Here is a 16,897-nt window from a genome sequence, read left to right as displayed (position 1 = left end):
CTCAAACAAGACGGTCCAGTGCATTCTTCTTAACCACATAGGTTCCGGCCATCATATCATGCAGCGCCCGGTTGCGTTGGGTGAATGCAACGAATAGGCAATCGGCGACCACGACCCAGCCAAAGAACACATTCAAAATCGTAGCGAGCGGGGTCCAGTTGGCCAGACTGCTGGAAACCGCAGATAATTCCTCAGTGTTCAAACTCACAATAACCGCAAGAAAGCCGTTGACGATGAAGAAGAGATATCTAATCAAAGCCTGCTTCAGCGCCGGATATCTCCCGTCCTCGTTAATAATCCTTACCCCCAGAAGCAGTCTGCCCGGAGTGCCTCCATATTTGACAACCATGAACACATTGAAGCCTATCAGCAGCACAAACTGAATAAAAAGTGGAAACGCCGACTCCGCCGACTCTGCGGCAGAGACGCAAAACCTGTTCAAAAAATACGTAGGAATGGCCAAAATCAGAAAATCAATGAAGCTGATCAGTACTCTTTTCCAAAAACCTACATAGTCATCCAAATCGAGCTGTTCCTCTATCCGCTGCTCCATACTGTTCCCCCTCAGTGCTTCTACTTGCTATTCCTGGCTGAACCCATAATATCCTTCCCGGTCTGTATGGCCTCCTCTAGCGTATTAGCCGGACCCGAGATATATCCCTCTCCGGCTGCAAGCCCGTAGCGCTCATCAAGATGGGTCAGCATAATCCAGAACTTATCCAGCTTCTGAGACGCTATAATAGAGCCAATCGAACGCCGTGACCGGTCTGCATCCAGGACCGTCAGAATTCCCAAGTAGTATCCGCCGCCATCCTTAAGCTTCACATCATAATGAAGACCTCCATCCAGTGTAAGCTCGCCGGTAAACTCACTGCTTCCGGGCACACCTCTCCATACTTCACCCCTCAGCCCGATTGCGCTATGCTTCACGACTTCATTATTGGAGTAGATCACACTAGGGTACACCCGCTCCACATGCTGCGGACGAAACCATACATAGCCCAGGGATGCTACGATCAGTACTGTTATTGCTGACACTATCCATGATTTCCGGGTCAAAGCTCTCCCCCTTTTCTATCAACTCCTATGAGCTGTTGGAGTACAACTGGCATATACGCAACTTTCAAATAGATCCGGCGTCTATAACTGTATAATTTTAGTAAACCAACAAAATTTTCGAAGGAGGACTACTCAAGATGAAAGTCATCAAATTTATCTGCCTGCCGCTGCTGCTGTTAATATTGCTGTCCGGCACTGCCCTGGCCGCCCCTGCTTCAGCTCCAACTATTACAGTAGAAATAAACAACTCCACGATAAGCACGGACATTCCCCCTTATCTCACACAAGGCACAACCATGGTCCCGCTAAATGTAGTGAAGCATATCCCGGGGATTACTGTCGCTTGGAACAATGGCACCAAGACGGTTACAATTGGCCGCAGCGGGGAAACAATCACACTGGTTGCGGGTCACAAGACTGCCCTGATTGGAAGCAAACCAACCGCACTGCCTGTCGCCTCGGTTTTGCTTAAAGGCAGAGTCATGGTGCCGATCCGCTTCATAGCAGAAGCCGCAGATGCGCATGTAGCCTGGAATGCTGCCACCCGGATTGTGTACGTCGCCAAAGCAGATGAGGCGCTGATCACTCAACTCCAATCTGCGAATCTGGGGGAAGCACGTACAGCAGCCCTTCATTTTCCCCGCGTCAGCACGCTTAAGCAAATCCCTATCATTAATGAGTCACAGAATCAGGACTATTATTTCCCGGAAGGCACAGCGGCCCGTTTCTTCATTCAAGGCGGGCCTGGTATTTCGTATTATGAAATTACAGGTAATTATGCGGAAGAGATCTGGTCTGCCAAAATAGACTATAGTGCCCCATCCTCCGCCGGACTCTTCTTTATACCGTACAAAATTGTGGATCAGGCCGGAAAAATGCCCTCCTATAAGGGAAGCCTCGCGTTCTATCATCTGATGCTTCCGGTTATGGAGGCAACCTATGGATTCATTGATGCTACGGGTGTCTCCAGAACGGTCGGGCAACAAAATATGAATCTAAATGAGTTCTTTGAAATACCAGGGGAATCATCATCCTCTGTACAAAACTAATTACATCCAGATCGGTACCGCAAACGGAACAAGAATCAGCAGCAGCGCGGCGACACTCAGACTCCGGGTCCACACCGGCTTCAGCTTCTGATTCTTCTCCGATTTGTACCAGCCCTTGAACTGCCAATAGTTCCGGTACATCACTAAGAATATGAGAAAATTACCGATTACTGCAGTATACAAATACCCGGTCCATCCATATAACATTTTGAAGATCCACTGCTCCACACCCCCGAGTACACCTAGTGTCAGAACCAGCAGAACCACTAAACGCAGCATTTCTGCCATAAAACTTGCGAGTTTACTCATTTTGTCCTCCGAATCAACGTTTTCCAGTGCTCTTCTATAACTTCTATATTTACCCTGTTAATCCTGCTTCAGCAACAGCAAGCTCCCGGTATAGCTGCTGCCGTGAAGGAGTATTATCCCCTCGCAGTATCTGCCTGTGTTATATCCAACGCTGGAGTGATTATAGTATTCTGTAGAAAAGAACGTGAAGAGGTGTCCGGAATGCAGCGAACAGATGTTGTAATTGGAATCGATGGAGGAGGAACTCATACGCGGGTTATAGCCGCCGATATTGAGGGAAATGTACTAGCCTATTGCAAAAAGGGAAGCGCTTCCGCATACCGGGACTCTGCCGCTCAGCATAACGTGAGGTCAGCGATTATAGAAGCGCTGGAAAGCGGCGGCATCGAGCCCGGCAGGGTCATCGGCATGGCTGCCGGGGTTGCCGGATATGACTCGCCGGAGGATTTGAACTGGATATTGCCACTCACCGGGGTTCCGGAGCTGACTTGTCCGAGGTGGCACGTCAATGACGCGCTTATCGCCCATTACGGAGCACTGCTTGCGCAGCCCGGCATTATTGTCATCTCGGGAACTGGCTCCATCATTATTGCCATTAATGAAGACGGACGTTATTTACGCAATTATGATTTCCATCATTATGCCGCAAGTGCCGCCCGGCTCCTCTCATATGATACCGTCTTTGAAGTGCTGGCCGGTCACACAGATTCAAGCGATGAGCTGCTTGTCGCCCGGATGCTTGCGCACTGGAACGTTGCTGCAGCCTCTGAACTATATATGCTTGCAAGTGAAGGGTTTGACGATGACCGGAAAGCCCGGGACAGACGCTTTGGAGAATTTGCTCCTATAGTTACGGAAGAAGCGGAGCAGGGAAGCTCCACCGCCGTCCGGGTATGCGGCAGGGCTGCAGAGCAGATTAAGACGGGCATCGGTCTGCTGGCTTCTTCTTTTGCGCAGCAGACCGTCCCGGTAGCCTTCATCGGCAGTGTGGCAAACAGCAGGTATTTTCAATCGGAATTACGCAGTTTACTGAAGAACGGGGCCAACAAACAGTATAAGGTGGTAACGCCACAGCTCCCGCCCGAAGCAGGGGCTATCCTATATGCATTGGAGCAATTAGGCCAGCCGGTCACCGAAAATATAATCAGCCGGCTGCAGCATAGCAGCAAGCTGCCTCAGTGAGCATATACGCAGCGCGTGATTGCTACGGATAGACCTTCATCTGGCAGCTTCTAGTATAGGCGCATCACAGCTCCACAGCCGCCTCTTTGGCGTTCCATATGACGGGAAGGCCAAAGAGCGGCGTCAAGCTGCCTAAGGGAATATACAATCGCCCGTTTACAGTCCGCGAGGCCAGCATGGCCACCGTTTTGCCGTTCACCTTCGCTGTTTCGCTAAGCGGTTGATGGACCGCGATATGCTCACCTATAGTAATGATAAGCGCTCCGGTTCCCGCTTCCTGCTTCAAGGTTCCCCCCAGCAGGGCAACCGATTCTCGGAGCGGAACGAATACCCGTGAATTCTCCAGCAGGAAAGAATCCTTAACCTCCAGCTTTTCTCCATTGATGATAAAGACGCCCGCAATCATTGTCGGCCCGGTGGAATAGCCGCTCTTCACTGCGATGCTTGCCATATCAAGTCCTGAAGTAGTAATGATCACGGGAGTGTTATTGGCTACCCTTGGATACAGCCAGTGGATATCCTCATTATGCATCCGGATGCATCCGGCGCTGACATATTTACCGATGGAGGCTTCATTATTGTTGCCATGAATGGCATAAGTCGTGCCGTAGGTATCGTTCACTTCCAGCCCCAGCCAGCGGTCGCCCAGCGGATTGGCCGGATCGCCTCCGGGAATCTTTTCTTTGTAATAGGGTCTGTTCTTGATTTTGACCACAATTTTGAAGCTGCCTTCAGGCGTCAGGCTCTTGGTCTTGCCGGTGGCGACCGGAAAAACCTTCTCCAGCTTACCGGCGCTGAAATAGGCCAGCTTATTCGTCTTTTTGTTCACAATAATCAGATCTGAGGATGATGATGACGCTGCTGCGGCTGATCCTGTGAAGCATGCTGTGAACAGCACTGCGAACACAAGCATAAGCTTGATGCTCCTTGGAACATAAGTTGTAGTCAGGCTGATACGCTCACGCAGATTCATGGTTGCCCCACCTCCAGGTTATGGGTGATACTGGAAACTCTTTTCTACATAGACGTCAGTCTGCCGCATTAGTTGCACAGCAGCTTGTACCTATTCTTATCAACTCGTCCCTGCGGATTTGAAGCAGAGTTTGCACAATTGTAACCGTTCAAGCGGTGCTTCGCGTGCGGTTTCATGAGGATGAATATTAAGTGCCTCCGCCAGAGATAATAAGCCCGCATGACCATTACAGCACCCGCCAAGGAGGCCATTTACTTTGAATTCAAACCATTCCAGCCAGATCAGCCAAAGCGAGCAAATCATCCAGCAGCTGATGACACAGACCCAGCAGGGCACGCAGAATTATCAGCAGCTTCTGCAGCAGGAGCAGGAGCATGCCGCCAAATTGCAGGAGCTCAGCCAGCACAGCAATAAGGCCATTCAGATGATTCAGCAGGCATTACAGGGCCATCAGACCGCTATGCAGCAGCTGCAGCAGGTCTCACAGTTAATCAGACAGCTGGAGCAGATTCCGCAGACTGCCGGCTACAATACAGGCGGTATTCAAAGATTCAATACCGAACAACAGGGCTTTAATACAGGAATCCCAAGCTTCAGTACTGGTAACTCTGGAAATCAAAGCTTCAGCACAGGCTCCGGAGGATATAATTCTTCCTTCAGCCCGTCCTTCACTTCCAATAGCCAGCCGGTAAATTCACTGCATAGCCCAATTAACTCTTCAATTAACTCTTCTTTTAACCCGCAGCCGCTGCATACACCCATGCAGACTAACCATTCCTACGGTTCACCGATGAATCAGGGACGCAGCTTCCAGCAGTAATATAAGCCGGACTACGCGGTTCAAGACAAAAGGGGGTCTCTCAGGCCGTACCAGCGGCACTGCGGAGAACCCCTTCTTTGCATCTGCACTTCGCGCCTGGGCATTCATACATATGCATGTTAGACTACCAGCCGTCCCCTCTTCTCCGCGAGGCCAATCGTCGCCTCTACGCCGGAGTTGAATTCCAGGTAGTCGCTCTCGACTCCATCACTGAAGATTACCCCGTCCTCCGGCATCTGCGAAGTAATTCGCAGCGGCATACGGCTGTTGATCCTGCCGAATACCAGACCAGCCGAAGTCGTCCGGCTGGGAAAAGGCTCCCGTACCGTAAAGTAGAGCTCCGGATGATCCCAGGCCAGCTTGAGCGCCGCCCCGTTTTCCTGCGGTCTGCCCCCATGTACAGACGCATGTGCTTCCAAGCCCGCCGTTACCGTCACCTGTTCCGCTGCCTGCCATTGCGCCGCCTGGCTGACAATTCCCGCTGCTCCGGCGAGAACGCTTTTGAGCCAGCCGGTGGAGCCCATGCCGGTAGAGACAATAATCCCGCTGGAGGACTGCTGCTCCAGTGTGCCGTTCAGTTCAAGCTGATAACGGGCCGAGACATGGGTCCGGCGGCCGATGAACAGATCGTTGACACCGTACAGGCTCTGGCCGTCATTCAGCTCTGCCCTGGCAAGGGTAACCTCGCGTACCTGCCGCTGGCTGCGGAGCACCTCCGGCACCAGCTGCCGCAGGTCCTTAACCGTGAAGGGCAGCAGCACACCATCCCAGCGCTGCGGGTCGGGATTTACACCGATCAGCGGCTGCTCCCGCAGGTATTTCAGCGTATTGGCAACCAGACCGTCCTGCCCCAGCACAACTACTGTATCCCGCTCTCCAAATATAAAGTTAGGCACATGCTGCCGGTCCAGAAGCTGCAGCCGTCCTACCGCGCTCAGCTCGGTTACAGCAGCCTCTACCGCCTTGCGGTAAGTGAAGTCCTCGCTCAGATAATCGCTGAAATCGGCCCCCAGCCGTTCAATATAGAACTGGGCCTGCTGGATCGTATTGTAGCGGACCACCAGTTCTTCCAGGCGCGTCTTGCGCTTGATCAGAATAATCTTGTTCTCGGATACCGGGCTGCTCATCGTCCGTTGCCTCCTCTTGCCGCACCCGCTCCGTTACCCGGCGACCCGGCCATAATTCCCTGCAAAAGATCCGGGGTAATATTGAGCTGCCCGATCTTCCCGGCATTCTCAGCCAGCTCCTGGAACGCGATGGCAATCAGCTTATCCGGATTCATGCCTACATTCGTCAGTGCCTGAAGTACACCAGGTGCTACGCCCTGGAGCGAATTCATCACCGCCGATAACTCGTAGGCCTTGGCATCCGCTTCCGCTCTCTGATTCGCCACTGTCAATTCAATCAGCTCCTGCTTCTTCTCCTCCAGCGCAGTATCGAAGCTGAGCTGCTCTTCCTTCATCTCATTCTGCTTCTGCTTCACCGAGCGTTCGGCATCGAGCTGGGTTTCGCGGATCTGCCGCTTCTTCGTCTCCACGGCGATCTCCGTATTCAGCTCATTCTCCTTCACCCGCCGCTCCTGCTGAATCGAGGCATTGCGCCGTTCATAGAGCGCATCGTCGGCGCTGCGGAGAATCTCTTCGCGGGCCTGCGCCTCCAGCGCGCGCAGCGTTTCCTTATTCGGCACGATTGCCAGAATGGACAGCCCCATCAGCTCGATGCCCAGCTTCTCTATCTCCGCACTCTGTCCGATTTCGAGCGTAATTGTCTTAGCCAGACGTTCACTCGACTGAATGGCTTCCTTCAGCGGCAGCTGCCCGAGCTGCTTCTTGGTCAGCACCTTGGCGATATTGATCACCCGCTGGGCCAGCTTGTGCGGATCATCGGAGAGGTAGGAATTCTTCCGCAGATTATACGTATAGTTAAGAATCTGTGTAGTCTTGCGGTAATCCACGATCCGGTAGGTCAGCTGCCCCTGCACGGTCACCGTCTGATAATCAGCCGTAATTTCCTCGAACATGAACGGTACATCAATCGAAGAGACCGGCACCACTACAACCGAGGTCGTAGGCGCGTAATAATGGAAAGAAAGTCCTACACCTTCCTGCACTACCTTACCGTTCTTCACCTTAAGGACATATTCACTGGGCTGGAACTTTACGAAGCGGAATCCGAACATGGTCATTACCTCCTGTTGTTTATTTTAGTGATTGATATTAACGAAATGTTATTATTAATTTGTTATTAACAACATCTTAGCAGACTTTGATGATATTATCAATATGTCAATAACAAAAATCCGCAAAAAAACACCTCACTCTCCAAAATGGAAAATGAGGCGGTGGAATGCAAGAGAGTCAAACGCAACTACGTTGAATATTTGGACTTCCGGCCGCTGTTGTCTACAGATTTCTTGATCCTTACCGCAGTAGCGGTTGAAATCCGTAGACAAAGGCGGACGCTACCGCTCCTCCAGTTCCAAAATCCCCCTCCTTTGCGCCCCTCTCTTGCTTTGGTGTAAGTAAGTTACTTTACAGTGACCTTTATCTTCACGGTTTTGCCGCCGTATTTCACGGATATGCTCGCAGTACCTTTACTGTTGGCCTTAATCAGGCCGTTTTTGCCGGTAGCTACAAGCTCCTTGGTGGAAGTCCAGACTGCTGTCTTGGATACATCCGATTCACTGCCGTCCTCAAAAGTAGCCGTTGCCGCCAGCTGCACAGACTGGCCTGCACTCAGCGTAAGATTCATCTGGCTGACCTCGAGATATTTCAGCACATCAACGGTTACGGGGACTTTGACGGTTTTGCCGCCGTATTTGGCCGTCACATAGGATTTGCCGTAAGCCACTGCCTTGACCGAGCCTCCGGTAACTGTGACGATCTTATAGCTTCCGCTTTTCCACTCCGCCTTGTCCGTCACATCCTTCGTTTTGCCATCGCTATAAGTGATGCTTACTGCGATTTTGGCCGTATCGCCGGATTTCATCGCCAGGTTGGTCACCGATGCTTCGATGACAGTGATCTGATCCACTTCAATGTTGACCGTCACTTTCTGCCCTCCATAGGAGGCGGTGATCGCCGTTTTGCCCTTCAGCACTCCGGTTACAAGACCTTTCTTGACCGTAGCGATTGTAGTCTTGGCCGAGCTCCAGTCTGCATCAGCCGTTACATCACTCTCTACACCTGCGGAATCCGTGGCAGTCAGTGTAATCTGCTCCTTGTCTCCGGCAGACATCGTAATCAGGCTCACATTGGCAGCCAGCTCATCCACAAGGCCCACATTCACGGTAATGGCCGCCTTCTCCGTACCTATTTTGGCGGTAATCACCGCTGTTCCTGCAGAGAGGCCGGTAATCAGACCGTCCTTAACCTCGGCAATCTTCTCATCGCTGGAGCTCCACTCCACATCACTGGTGATCGTCTTGTCGCTGCCATCACTGTAACTGCCGGTAGCCTCGGCCTGATAAGTCTCGTCTTCCTTCAGTTCAATGGTCTTGGCCTGCAGCGCCAGTTTGTCCGGTGTGCCTGCCGTGATTTTGACCGTTGCCGTCTTGCCGCCGTAAGAGGCCGTAATTACAGCACTGCCTGTGGCATAGGCGGTAATGGTTCCTTTGCTAACGTCAGCTACATCCGCATTATCCGTACTCCACACTGCATTCTCTGTGACATCCTGTGACGTTCCGTCTTCATAACTGGCCATAGCCGTTACCGCTTTGCTCTGGTCCTTGGCGAGGTTCAGCTTGCTGACCGTAAGATTCAGGCGCGCAGCTGTTTCGACACTCACCGCAATGGTGAGGGTTTTGCCGCCATAAACGGCGGTAATTGTAGTTTTGCCGGACTTGTAGCCTGTAACCAGACCTTTGTTCACGATAGCGATATTCTCGTCAGCGGTGGTCCAGACTGCGCTGTCTGTCACCGTGCTTGGGGTGCCGCTTGCATCCAGGGCGGTCAGCACAAGCTGATGAGTTCCGTTCAGGCGCAGGTTCAGGCTGTCGTTATCGACGCTGAGCTTATTGCTTTTACCTACAGCAGCTGTTGCAGTGACTGTCTTCCCGCCATAGACCGCCGTTATCGTCACATTGCCTTCTGCGTAGGTTGTAATACTTCCTTTATCCACATAAGCCACAGCTTCATCACTGGAGGTCCAGGTTGCCTTGCTGGTTACATCTGTTACCGTACCGTCCGCAAAAGTCGCCTTGAGCACAAGCACCTTAGCAGCATCCACCGCAAGATTCAGACTGGTTTCACTTAAGGCCAGATGTCTTGCTGTTCCCACATCAACGGTAACCGTGGCCGCCGCTCCATTATAAGTTCCTGTAAGGGTCGCCGTACCTACGGAATAACCGGTGATCAGGCCTTTGCTGACCAGAGCGATGCTCTTATCGCTTGTGGTCCATACCGCACTGCTTGTAATATCCGATGAGGACCCGTCGCCTGCTACGGCAGTCAGCACAAGCTGCTTCGTCCCGCTGATCTGCAGGAATACATTATCATCGCTGGCTACCAGTTTACTTACGGCTCCAACTTCCACCTCCGTCGACGTTTCAAGTGTGCCATAGACGGCAGAGATTGTTGCGGTTCCAGCCAATTTATAAGTAGTGAGGGATCCTTTTTTGACAAAAGCCACAAGCTCATCACTCGAACTCCATGCCGCCTTAGAAGTGACATCCTCGGTGCTGCCATCGGCATAGGTCGCCGTCAGGGTAAGCGCATGGGTGGAGCTTGTCTTCAGGCCAAGCTGTTCTTCGCTCAGATCCAGATACCGGGCCACCGCAACATCCACATCCACCTGTACAGACTTATCGCCATAGGCTGCTGTAATCGTCGCCGTTCCGGCTGTATAGCCGTAAACCTTGCCTTTGTATACATAAGCGATACTGGAATCGCTCGAGCTCCAGACTGCGGTGCCGGTCACATCTTTGGTCGTCCCATCGGGGTAGACGGCGGTGAGTTTAAGCTGCTGAGCTTCTTCCGTCTTCAGAAAAACACTCTGATCATCCACAACCAGCTTGCTGGTCTGGTCAACCGTTACCTCTACTGTGGTAGTCTTGGTGCCGTATTTGGCGGTGATAACTGCCGTTCCCTGCTTGTAGCCGGTAATGACGCCCTTAAGGACATCGGCAACCGCTTCATCACTGGAGGACCAGGCGGCCAGGGACGTTACATTCTCCTGCGTGCCATCCTGGAAAGTAGCTGTAAGCTTAACAGCAGAGCTGTCTTTCAGCAAAAGCGCAAGCTCGGGCTGATCCGCTTCGATCCGCTTGGCTACCTCTACATTCGCTGTGACGGTGATGGTTTTTTTGCCATATACGCCTGTGATTGTGGCTGTCCCGGAGGAGATCCCTTTGACTGTACCGTTCACCATGGTAGCTACCGCAGCATCGCTTGTGCTCCAGACTGCCTTGTTCGCCACCGTGGCGTCCGTTGTATTATCCGAATACGTTGCGGTCAGAATAATGCTGCCCGATTCGGCTTTGCGGAGATCCAGGCTCTGGACATTCTGCGTCAGCGCTTTAACCTTCTTGGTTACAGTAACCGTTGCGGCCTGGGAGAACTTCGTGCCGTCACTATATGTAAATACCACAACAATCGTGGCTGTCCCTTCCGCCTTGGCCGTCACAATCCCGTTATATACGGTGGCTACCGCCGGCTTATCACTGGACCAGTCACTGTTAACCGTCACGTCGCCTGAGGCGCTGTCGGAATAGACCGCAGTAGCTGTTAGAGCCGAAGTCTCTTCCACCGCAAGCGTAAGTTCACTTACATTCAGCACAATTTTGGAGACCGTTACCGTGGTGGCTGCCAGCGCCAATCCCCCGTTAGTCAATACCAGAAGCAGCGGCAATGCCATCAGCAAAAACCGGAAAAAGCTGTTTTTCTTCAATCTGTTATCCTCCTTGGTGAATTATGATTTGAATCTCTTATCGACATATCCCGGCTTTTAATTCAGGTACTAAAGACTTAACTTTTTTCTTATAACAACGATAATAAATCAGTTATTTATCTATGTATTTACACAATCCGCAGAAAAAGAACACCTCTAAATACACCCTGCTCAAGAGATAGGCTGAATGCATCATAACAACCCAAACTGAATGTAGTCTGAATAGCCTCATTCGTTTTTTAAAACCTGAAAATTCACAGCGGATATCCGGTTTTGCACAAACTCTAATCACCTTTGCACAAACTCGATTCTTCTTTGCACAAACTAAATTCCAGCTTTGCGTTTTGTCCATTGAGTAACGGATGGTTATCATCTATGATCATTTCAACGAGAATGATTATCATTATTGGTAATCGATATACACATGGGAGGCATACTTACAATGAACAAGGCAAGACAACCTTTCGCAATCCTGTGCATCATCTTCCTGATGAGCACCTTACTGCTCGCCTGCAGCAGCACCAAGAATGATGAAGGCAACGCTGCGGCTAACACTGCTGCCGGCAATACCGCTGCAACCGCCGCTCCAACCGCAGAAGCTACTGCAGAACCGGCAGCTACAACACGCTCTTACACCGATTACAAAGGCCATACGGTTGAGATTCCTGTGAACCCGCAGCGGATCATCTACTCCGGGGAAACTTACGGCGATCTGATTGCCCTGGGCGTACAGGCCATCGGCTATCCGCTCTCCATGGCTGAAGGCCAGGTGTTCAAGGACAAGCTGACCGGGGTAGAAGATGTCGGCTTCCCGATCAACCTGGAGAAGACGCTTGAGCTTCAGCCGGATCTGATCATCTATGCCGGAATTGAAGAGGCTGATTTCGATGCCTTGTCCAAAATCGCTCCAACCATTATCTTCGATACCTTCGCCCCGCTGAAGGAACGGATGCAGGAAATCGGCGGTATCCTGGGCAAAACAACAGAAGCAGAAGCCTGGCTGGCCCAGTACCAGACGCAGGAAGACGCCATGTGGGCCCAGCTTAGAGCTTCAGGCATGAAGGAAGGCGAAACCGCCGCAGTCTTCACTTACTATCCGGGCGACAGACTGTTTGTAATGGCTACAACCGGCCTGTCACAGGTACTGTATGGAGAGAACGGATTCAAGCCTACTCCGGCGATCCAAAAGGTGCTTGACGCCGACATGGGCTTCCAGGAGATTTCGATGGAGGTTATCCAGGAATACGCAGGGGACCGTATTTTCCTTCTGACGCCGGTAGCTGACGAAGCCAAAGCATCGACCGACAAGCTGCTGGAAAGTGCAGTCTGGAAAAGCCTGCCGGCCGTTAAGAACGGCTATGTCTACACGCAGGACATCATGAAAACCTCCAGTGATGCCGCCACCAGAGAATGGCTGCTGGGCGAAATCCCCGCAATGCTGAATAAGTAACGATTACGCATGCAGACAGGACGAATATTAAAAGCAGCTTATCAACTAATGTTGATAAGCTGCTTTATTTTATATACAATGAGGTTTATTGATAATCGTTCTCAGTATGTACATCAATTGATCCCCTGAAAGGAGTGCCGAGCCTTGAGACAGAATGCCCTGAACCCGGGACTCCCCCCTGCCCCCGCACTTGCAGCGGCTCCGGCCCTGCCGGCAGTTCCGCTCCGCTCCCTGCTGTTTCAGCTGAAGGGCATTGAGCTGGTAATCCAGAGTGCCGACACTGTGTCCGCTGTGCAGACTGCCGGTCAGCATACACTTCTGATCTTTACCGGAGGCCGCGGTGAACTCTGTATCGGGGAGCAGCCGGCCCTTTCAGTACATGCAGACAAGTGTTGTCTGCTGTCCCCCGGAACTTCCTACAGTACGGATAACGCGGAAATGACACTATACTATTATTTGATATCCTTTGCCGCTATTACGGCTGGAGATTCCCCTGCTTCCCATACAGCTGAATTGCTGCCGGGCCGGAAAGAACTAATCGTCCACCCTTTCACCCGGGTGATCCGGCTCGCGGAAGAGCTGCTTGCGAACCAGGGCAGCGGGGACGAGCTCCAGTATTTCAGACAGCAGCTGCAGTTCCAGGAGCTGCTGCTCCTGCTGTTTGAACATAATTACTCCACCCGCCAGCTGCCCAGTCCCGCGCAATCCGTGGAGAGTACGATCCAATTCCTGCAGGATCATTATATGGAGAGCATTACGGTGAAGCAGCTTGCGGAGCTGGCACAGGTCTCTCCCTGGCAATACACCCCAATCTTCCAGAAGCTGACCGGCAAGCGGCCGCTCGATTATCTGACCGATCTGCGCATCGGGCACTCCAAGAACTATCTGCTGGAATCGGCCGAGCCGTTGCGCGAAATCGCCCGGCTGGTCGGCTTCTCCGATGAATATTACTTCAGCCGCCGCTTCCGGCAGAAGACGGGAGTCACGCCCGGGCAGTATGCCCAGGCCCAGCAGCGCAAAGTTACCGTCAAGGATTGGACGGGGCATGAAGTGGAAATTCCGGAGCGGCCGAAGCGGATTGTCTACCACGGGGAGACACTGGGAGATTTGCTGGCGCTGGGAGTCAAGCCTGCCGGAGGCGATGAGGCCTTTGCCCGGAACAGCGTCTATAAGCACCGGGTCAAGAATCTGGCCAATGTCGGCTTCCCGCTGGACCCGCAGCTGACCCGGCTGATCAGCCCTGACCTGATTATTATCGCGAATTCGGACGAGCGCGCCTATACGCGCGTCTCCGGTATCGCCCCGACCCTCACCTTCGATTCGTTCGCGCCGCTTGAGCATCGGCTGCGGATACTTGGCGGGTGGCTCGGCAGGCAGCGCGAAGCGGAAGCCTGGCTGGAGGCCTACCACGCCAAAAACGCTGCCATGTGGCAGCGTCTGTACGCAGAGGGGCTCCAGCCGGGAGAAACCGCCTCCGCGCTGGTCTACGACCATGGCAACCGCCTGTTCGCTATGGCGATGACCGGACTGTCCACGGCCCTGTATGCTCCCGGCGGCCTGCAGCCGACGGCAGAGATTAAGGGCCTGCTGGACCAGGGGCTTGGCTTCGGCGAGGTTGATCCGGCGAAGCTGCACAGCTACGCGGGGGACCGCGTCTTCATGCTCATCCCGGAGCGCGAAGACTCGCGGGAAGCCATGGAGCAGCTGCTGCTGACGCCGCTGTGGAACAGCCTGCCCGCCGTACAGGAGGGCCGCGTCTATATGCTCGACGGCGCCAAATGGAATTCCGGCGATGCCCTGACCCGCGAGCGGCTGCTGACCCTGCTGCCCAGGCTGCTGGGGGGAGCGGGCGGGTAGGCGGGTTCGGGAATTCAGAGTGACTGGAACCTGGTACAATATCAGAACTAAAGAAGTGAGTCCATTTAACAATGCAGTAACTGCTGTATTCCGTTCCAAATGGAAATTCAGTGATAGTTGTATAATGTGCAATTAAAAACAGCGAAAAGAGAGGCTTGCCTCATATAAGTGCAATCTGTACAACTAAAATTACCCAAATGAGTGAAAACAATCTACAAACAGCTATTTAATTGCACGAAATACAACTAAACGGATAATTGGGTGTATATCAGACGATTTAGTTGTACAAAGTGCACTTATGCATATCGCTTACCGCACACACCTAGGCATATACCGTAATCGGATCATCTCAGGCCATTAGCAAGCGATTTACCAAAATGGTTTTCACTAAATAAATCTGACGCTACACCAGGAGCTGCCCTAGATCGCCTGAATTCGTACCTCGGCAGAGTTCGTACAATAGATTTCTTCCTTTCAGCCACAATTAGGGACGATCCCTAAATTCTGTTGCAGTAAATACATTAGAATGCCTTTGCAGACCCTTAAAACCCCGATTCTGTTGTACAAAATACGATCAGCCGGCTGTGAGGTTAGTCCGGAGTGGCTTGGAGCCAGTTTGGAGCTTGTTGCAGCTGGTTTGGAGCTGGTTTGGACCGGTTTGCAGCTGGTTTGGAATTTGTTCGAAACATGCCGGCGACCCGGAGCTTGCCCAGAATATGCAACTTGGCCGGAATATGAAGCTTGCCGGATTCACCCGGAGCAGTCCCGTAACTCCTGCGCCCGCTCCTTTACAGCTCAAATGTCTATTTCGCCGCTTCAGGAGTAGAATACTTGATCTTCAATACCAGAATGCCCCGGCTGCGCATGTCAGAGGGCAGTTCTACAATCAGGCCTTCTCCGGCCCGGCTCCATTTCAGCTCCCCCTTCCAGCCCAGCAGCTCCACCTGCAGAATCTCTCCGGCAAGCTGCTTGGAGCGGATGCCCAAGGTCTCGATCACTGTCGTTCCGCCCTCGGGCCAGCCCATAACCGCCGCATAGAGCAGCTCCCCGCCTCTGGCGGTGAAGCGGATATCCTGCGGGGTGAACGGGCTGCGCTTCGTATCGTTAAATGTTCCGCTGACGATCTGGGTCGGCCCTTCGCCATATACCTTCCAGGGCCGCGTTCCGTAGATCGCTTCCCCGTTTACCGCCAGCCAGTCCCCTACCTCCAGCAGCAGCTGCTGCTCTTCTTCAGGAATGGTCCCGTCCGCACGCGGCCCGACATTCAGCAGCATGACGCCGTTTTTGCTGACTATATCGACCAGGTCGCCGAGTATAACTCCCGAGGTCTTATATTTGTGGTCGGCAATATGGCACCAGGCGGTTTCACCTACCGAGGTGCAGGTCTGCCAGACCTCCGGATTAATATCGGCCAGCTGGCCCCGCTCCATATCATAGACGGCGGTTCCTTCGGCAAAAGCATCAAATTTATAGTTTATGACTGCCCCCTGGCCCCATTCGGCAGCCTTGTTGTAATAGTAGGCGGCGAGCTTTTGCAGATAAGGCTTGAAGACCGGCTGCTCGATCCACCAGTCGAAATAGACCAGCTGCGGGCCGTAACGGTCGATCAGGTCGCAGGTGCGGACCAGCCAGTCGTCCAGAAACTCCTCATTCGGCGGCAGAATCGGCAGCGGATACGCCGGATCACCGTAGCAAGGCTGCGCCGGACCGTACAATTCCGCGTATTTCGGGTCCTGCACATCTGAAGGCAGCTCGCGGCCTCCGTTGTAGTACCACCAATTCTCCGCACGGTGGCTGGAGACGCCGAAGGTCATATAATGCCGCCGCACGGCTGCGCCAAGCTCGCCGATAATGTCTCTGCGCGGACCCATCCTGGCAGCGGTCCACTCCGAATAAGGGCAGTCATACATGGCGAAGCCGTCATGATGCTCGGCAACCGGCACTACGAACGCGGCACCGGCGCGCTTGAACAGGGCAGCCCACTCCTCGGCATCGAATTTCTCCGCCGTGAACTGGGGAATGAAATCCTTATAGCCGAATGTGTCCGGCGGGCCATAGGTCTTCAGATGATGCTCATACACCTCTGTGCCTTCCCTGTACATATTGCGCGCATACCACTCTGTCCCGAAGGCGGGAACAGAATACACACCCCAATGAATGAAAATCCCAAACTTCGCATCCTCGTACCAGCGGGGAACGGAGTACTCCTCCAGAGACTTCCACTCAGCTCTAAACGGGCCGTTCTCTACAGTATCCTTGATCTCCAGCTTCTTCTGTCTGCGCAGCTCATGCAGCGATGGTTTTGACAAGGA

At 52.8% G+C, this 16,897-nt stretch carries 13 protein-coding genes; 5 read left to right on the top strand and 8 right to left on the bottom strand.

What is annotated here, in order from left to right:
• Position 1: 1 nt before the first annotated feature.
• Together P40081_RS06375 and P40081_RS06370 are read right to left on the bottom strand one after the other, a co-directional pair.
• Positions 2–553 carry an RDD family protein gene (locus tag P40081_RS06375; RefSeq protein ID WP_042134184.1) on the bottom strand — a complete coding sequence of 184 codons (552 nt, stop codon included), beginning with the start codon at positions 551–553 and terminating at the stop codon, positions 2–4.
• Positions 554–573: 20 nt separating this feature from the next.
• Positions 574–1,059, bottom strand: a complete 486-nt coding sequence (locus P40081_RS06370; RefSeq protein WP_042134182.1) for a hypothetical protein — start codon at positions 1,057–1,059, stop codon at positions 574–576.
• A 137-nt stretch (positions 1,060–1,196) separates the two neighbouring features.
• On the opposite strand from P40081_RS06370, the gene P40081_RS06365 reads away from it, so the two are divergent.
• Positions 1,197–2,108 (top strand): copper amine oxidase N-terminal domain-containing protein, encoded by a 912-nt coding sequence (locus tag P40081_RS06365; protein WP_042134180.1) that lies wholly within the window; start codon positions 1,197–1,199, stop codon positions 2,106–2,108.
• Here the strand turns inward: P40081_RS06365 and P40081_RS06360 are convergent, their stop codons facing one another.
• Positions 2,109–2,417: a hypothetical protein gene (locus tag P40081_RS06360; RefSeq protein WP_042134179.1), complete on the bottom strand. Its 309-nt coding sequence runs from the start codon at positions 2,415–2,417 to the stop codon at positions 2,109–2,111.
• A gap of 201 nt (positions 2,418–2,618) precedes the next feature.
• Here P40081_RS06360 and P40081_RS06355 point away from each other — a divergent pair, with 201 nt between their 5' ends.
• Positions 2,619–3,599: an N-acetylglucosamine kinase gene (locus P40081_RS06355; RefSeq protein ID WP_042134177.1), complete on the top strand. Its 981-nt coding sequence runs from the start codon at positions 2,619–2,621 to the stop codon at positions 3,597–3,599.
• Between the two features lie 64 nt (positions 3,600–3,663).
• Here the strand turns inward: P40081_RS06355 and P40081_RS06350 are convergent, their stop codons facing one another.
• A complete protein-coding gene (locus P40081_RS06350) occupies positions 3,664–4,572 on the bottom strand; it encodes a L,D-transpeptidase family protein (protein WP_052421695.1) in 909 nt (302 codons plus the stop codon).
• Positions 4,573–4,828: 256 nt separating this feature from the next.
• Here P40081_RS06350 and P40081_RS38920 point away from each other — a divergent pair, with 256 nt between their 5' ends.
• Complete coding sequence (locus tag P40081_RS38920) at positions 4,829–5,392, top strand: hypothetical protein (RefSeq protein WP_063779782.1); 564 nt, start codon at positions 4,829–4,831, stop codon at positions 5,390–5,392.
• A 119-nt stretch (positions 5,393–5,511) separates the two neighbouring features.
• Here P40081_RS38920 and P40081_RS06340 read toward each other — a convergent pair whose 3' ends face one another.
• The 3 genes from P40081_RS06340 to P40081_RS06330 all read right to left on the bottom strand — a co-directional run bounded on the left by P40081_RS06340 (position 5,512) and on the right by P40081_RS06330 (position 11,278).
• A complete protein-coding gene (locus P40081_RS06340; RefSeq protein WP_042134174.1) occupies positions 5,512–6,519 on the bottom strand; it encodes a diacylglycerol kinase catalytic domain-containing protein in 1,008 nt (335 codons plus the stop codon).
• The gene (locus P40081_RS06335) at positions 6,516–7,571 is read right to left on the bottom strand and encodes an SPFH domain-containing protein (protein WP_042134172.1); all 1,056 of its coding nucleotides are present in this window, start codon (positions 7,569–7,571) and stop codon (positions 6,516–6,518) included. The genes P40081_RS06340 and P40081_RS06335 overlap by 4 nt, the downstream gene beginning before the upstream one ends.
• Positions 7,572–7,918: 347 nt before the next feature.
• Positions 7,919–11,278 (bottom strand): Ig-like domain-containing protein, encoded by a 3,360-nt coding sequence (locus P40081_RS06330; protein WP_052421694.1) that lies wholly within the window; start codon positions 11,276–11,278, stop codon positions 7,919–7,921.
• A gap of 442 nt (positions 11,279–11,720) precedes the next feature.
• Between P40081_RS06330 and P40081_RS06325 the strand changes: the two genes are divergently transcribed.
• On the top strand, positions 11,721–12,728 hold the full coding sequence (locus tag P40081_RS06325) for an ABC transporter substrate-binding protein (RefSeq protein WP_042134170.1): 1,008 nt from the start codon (positions 11,721–11,723) through the stop codon (positions 12,726–12,728).
• Between the two features lie 144 nt (positions 12,729–12,872).
• Positions 12,873–14,585, top strand: a complete 1,713-nt coding sequence (locus P40081_RS06320) for a helix-turn-helix domain-containing protein (protein ID WP_231575296.1) — start codon at positions 12,873–12,875, stop codon at positions 14,583–14,585.
• Between the two features lie 803 nt (positions 14,586–15,388).
• On the opposite strand, the gene P40081_RS06315 is transcribed toward P40081_RS06320, so the two are convergent.
• Entirely contained in the window at positions 15,389–16,894 is a 1,506-nt protein-coding gene (locus P40081_RS06315) for an alpha-L-fucosidase (RefSeq protein WP_042134168.1), read from the bottom strand.
• Positions 16,895–16,897: the final 3 nt, after the last annotated feature.

The sequence above is a fragment of the Paenibacillus sp. FSL P4-0081 genome (genome assembly GCF_000758565.1).
Taxonomy (GTDB): Bacteria; Bacillota; Bacilli; order Paenibacillales; family Paenibacillaceae; genus Paenibacillus_AQ; species Paenibacillus_AQ phytohabitans.
The sequence above is the reverse complement of the archived record's forward strand: the minus strand, read 5'-3'. Positions and strand labels throughout refer to the sequence as shown.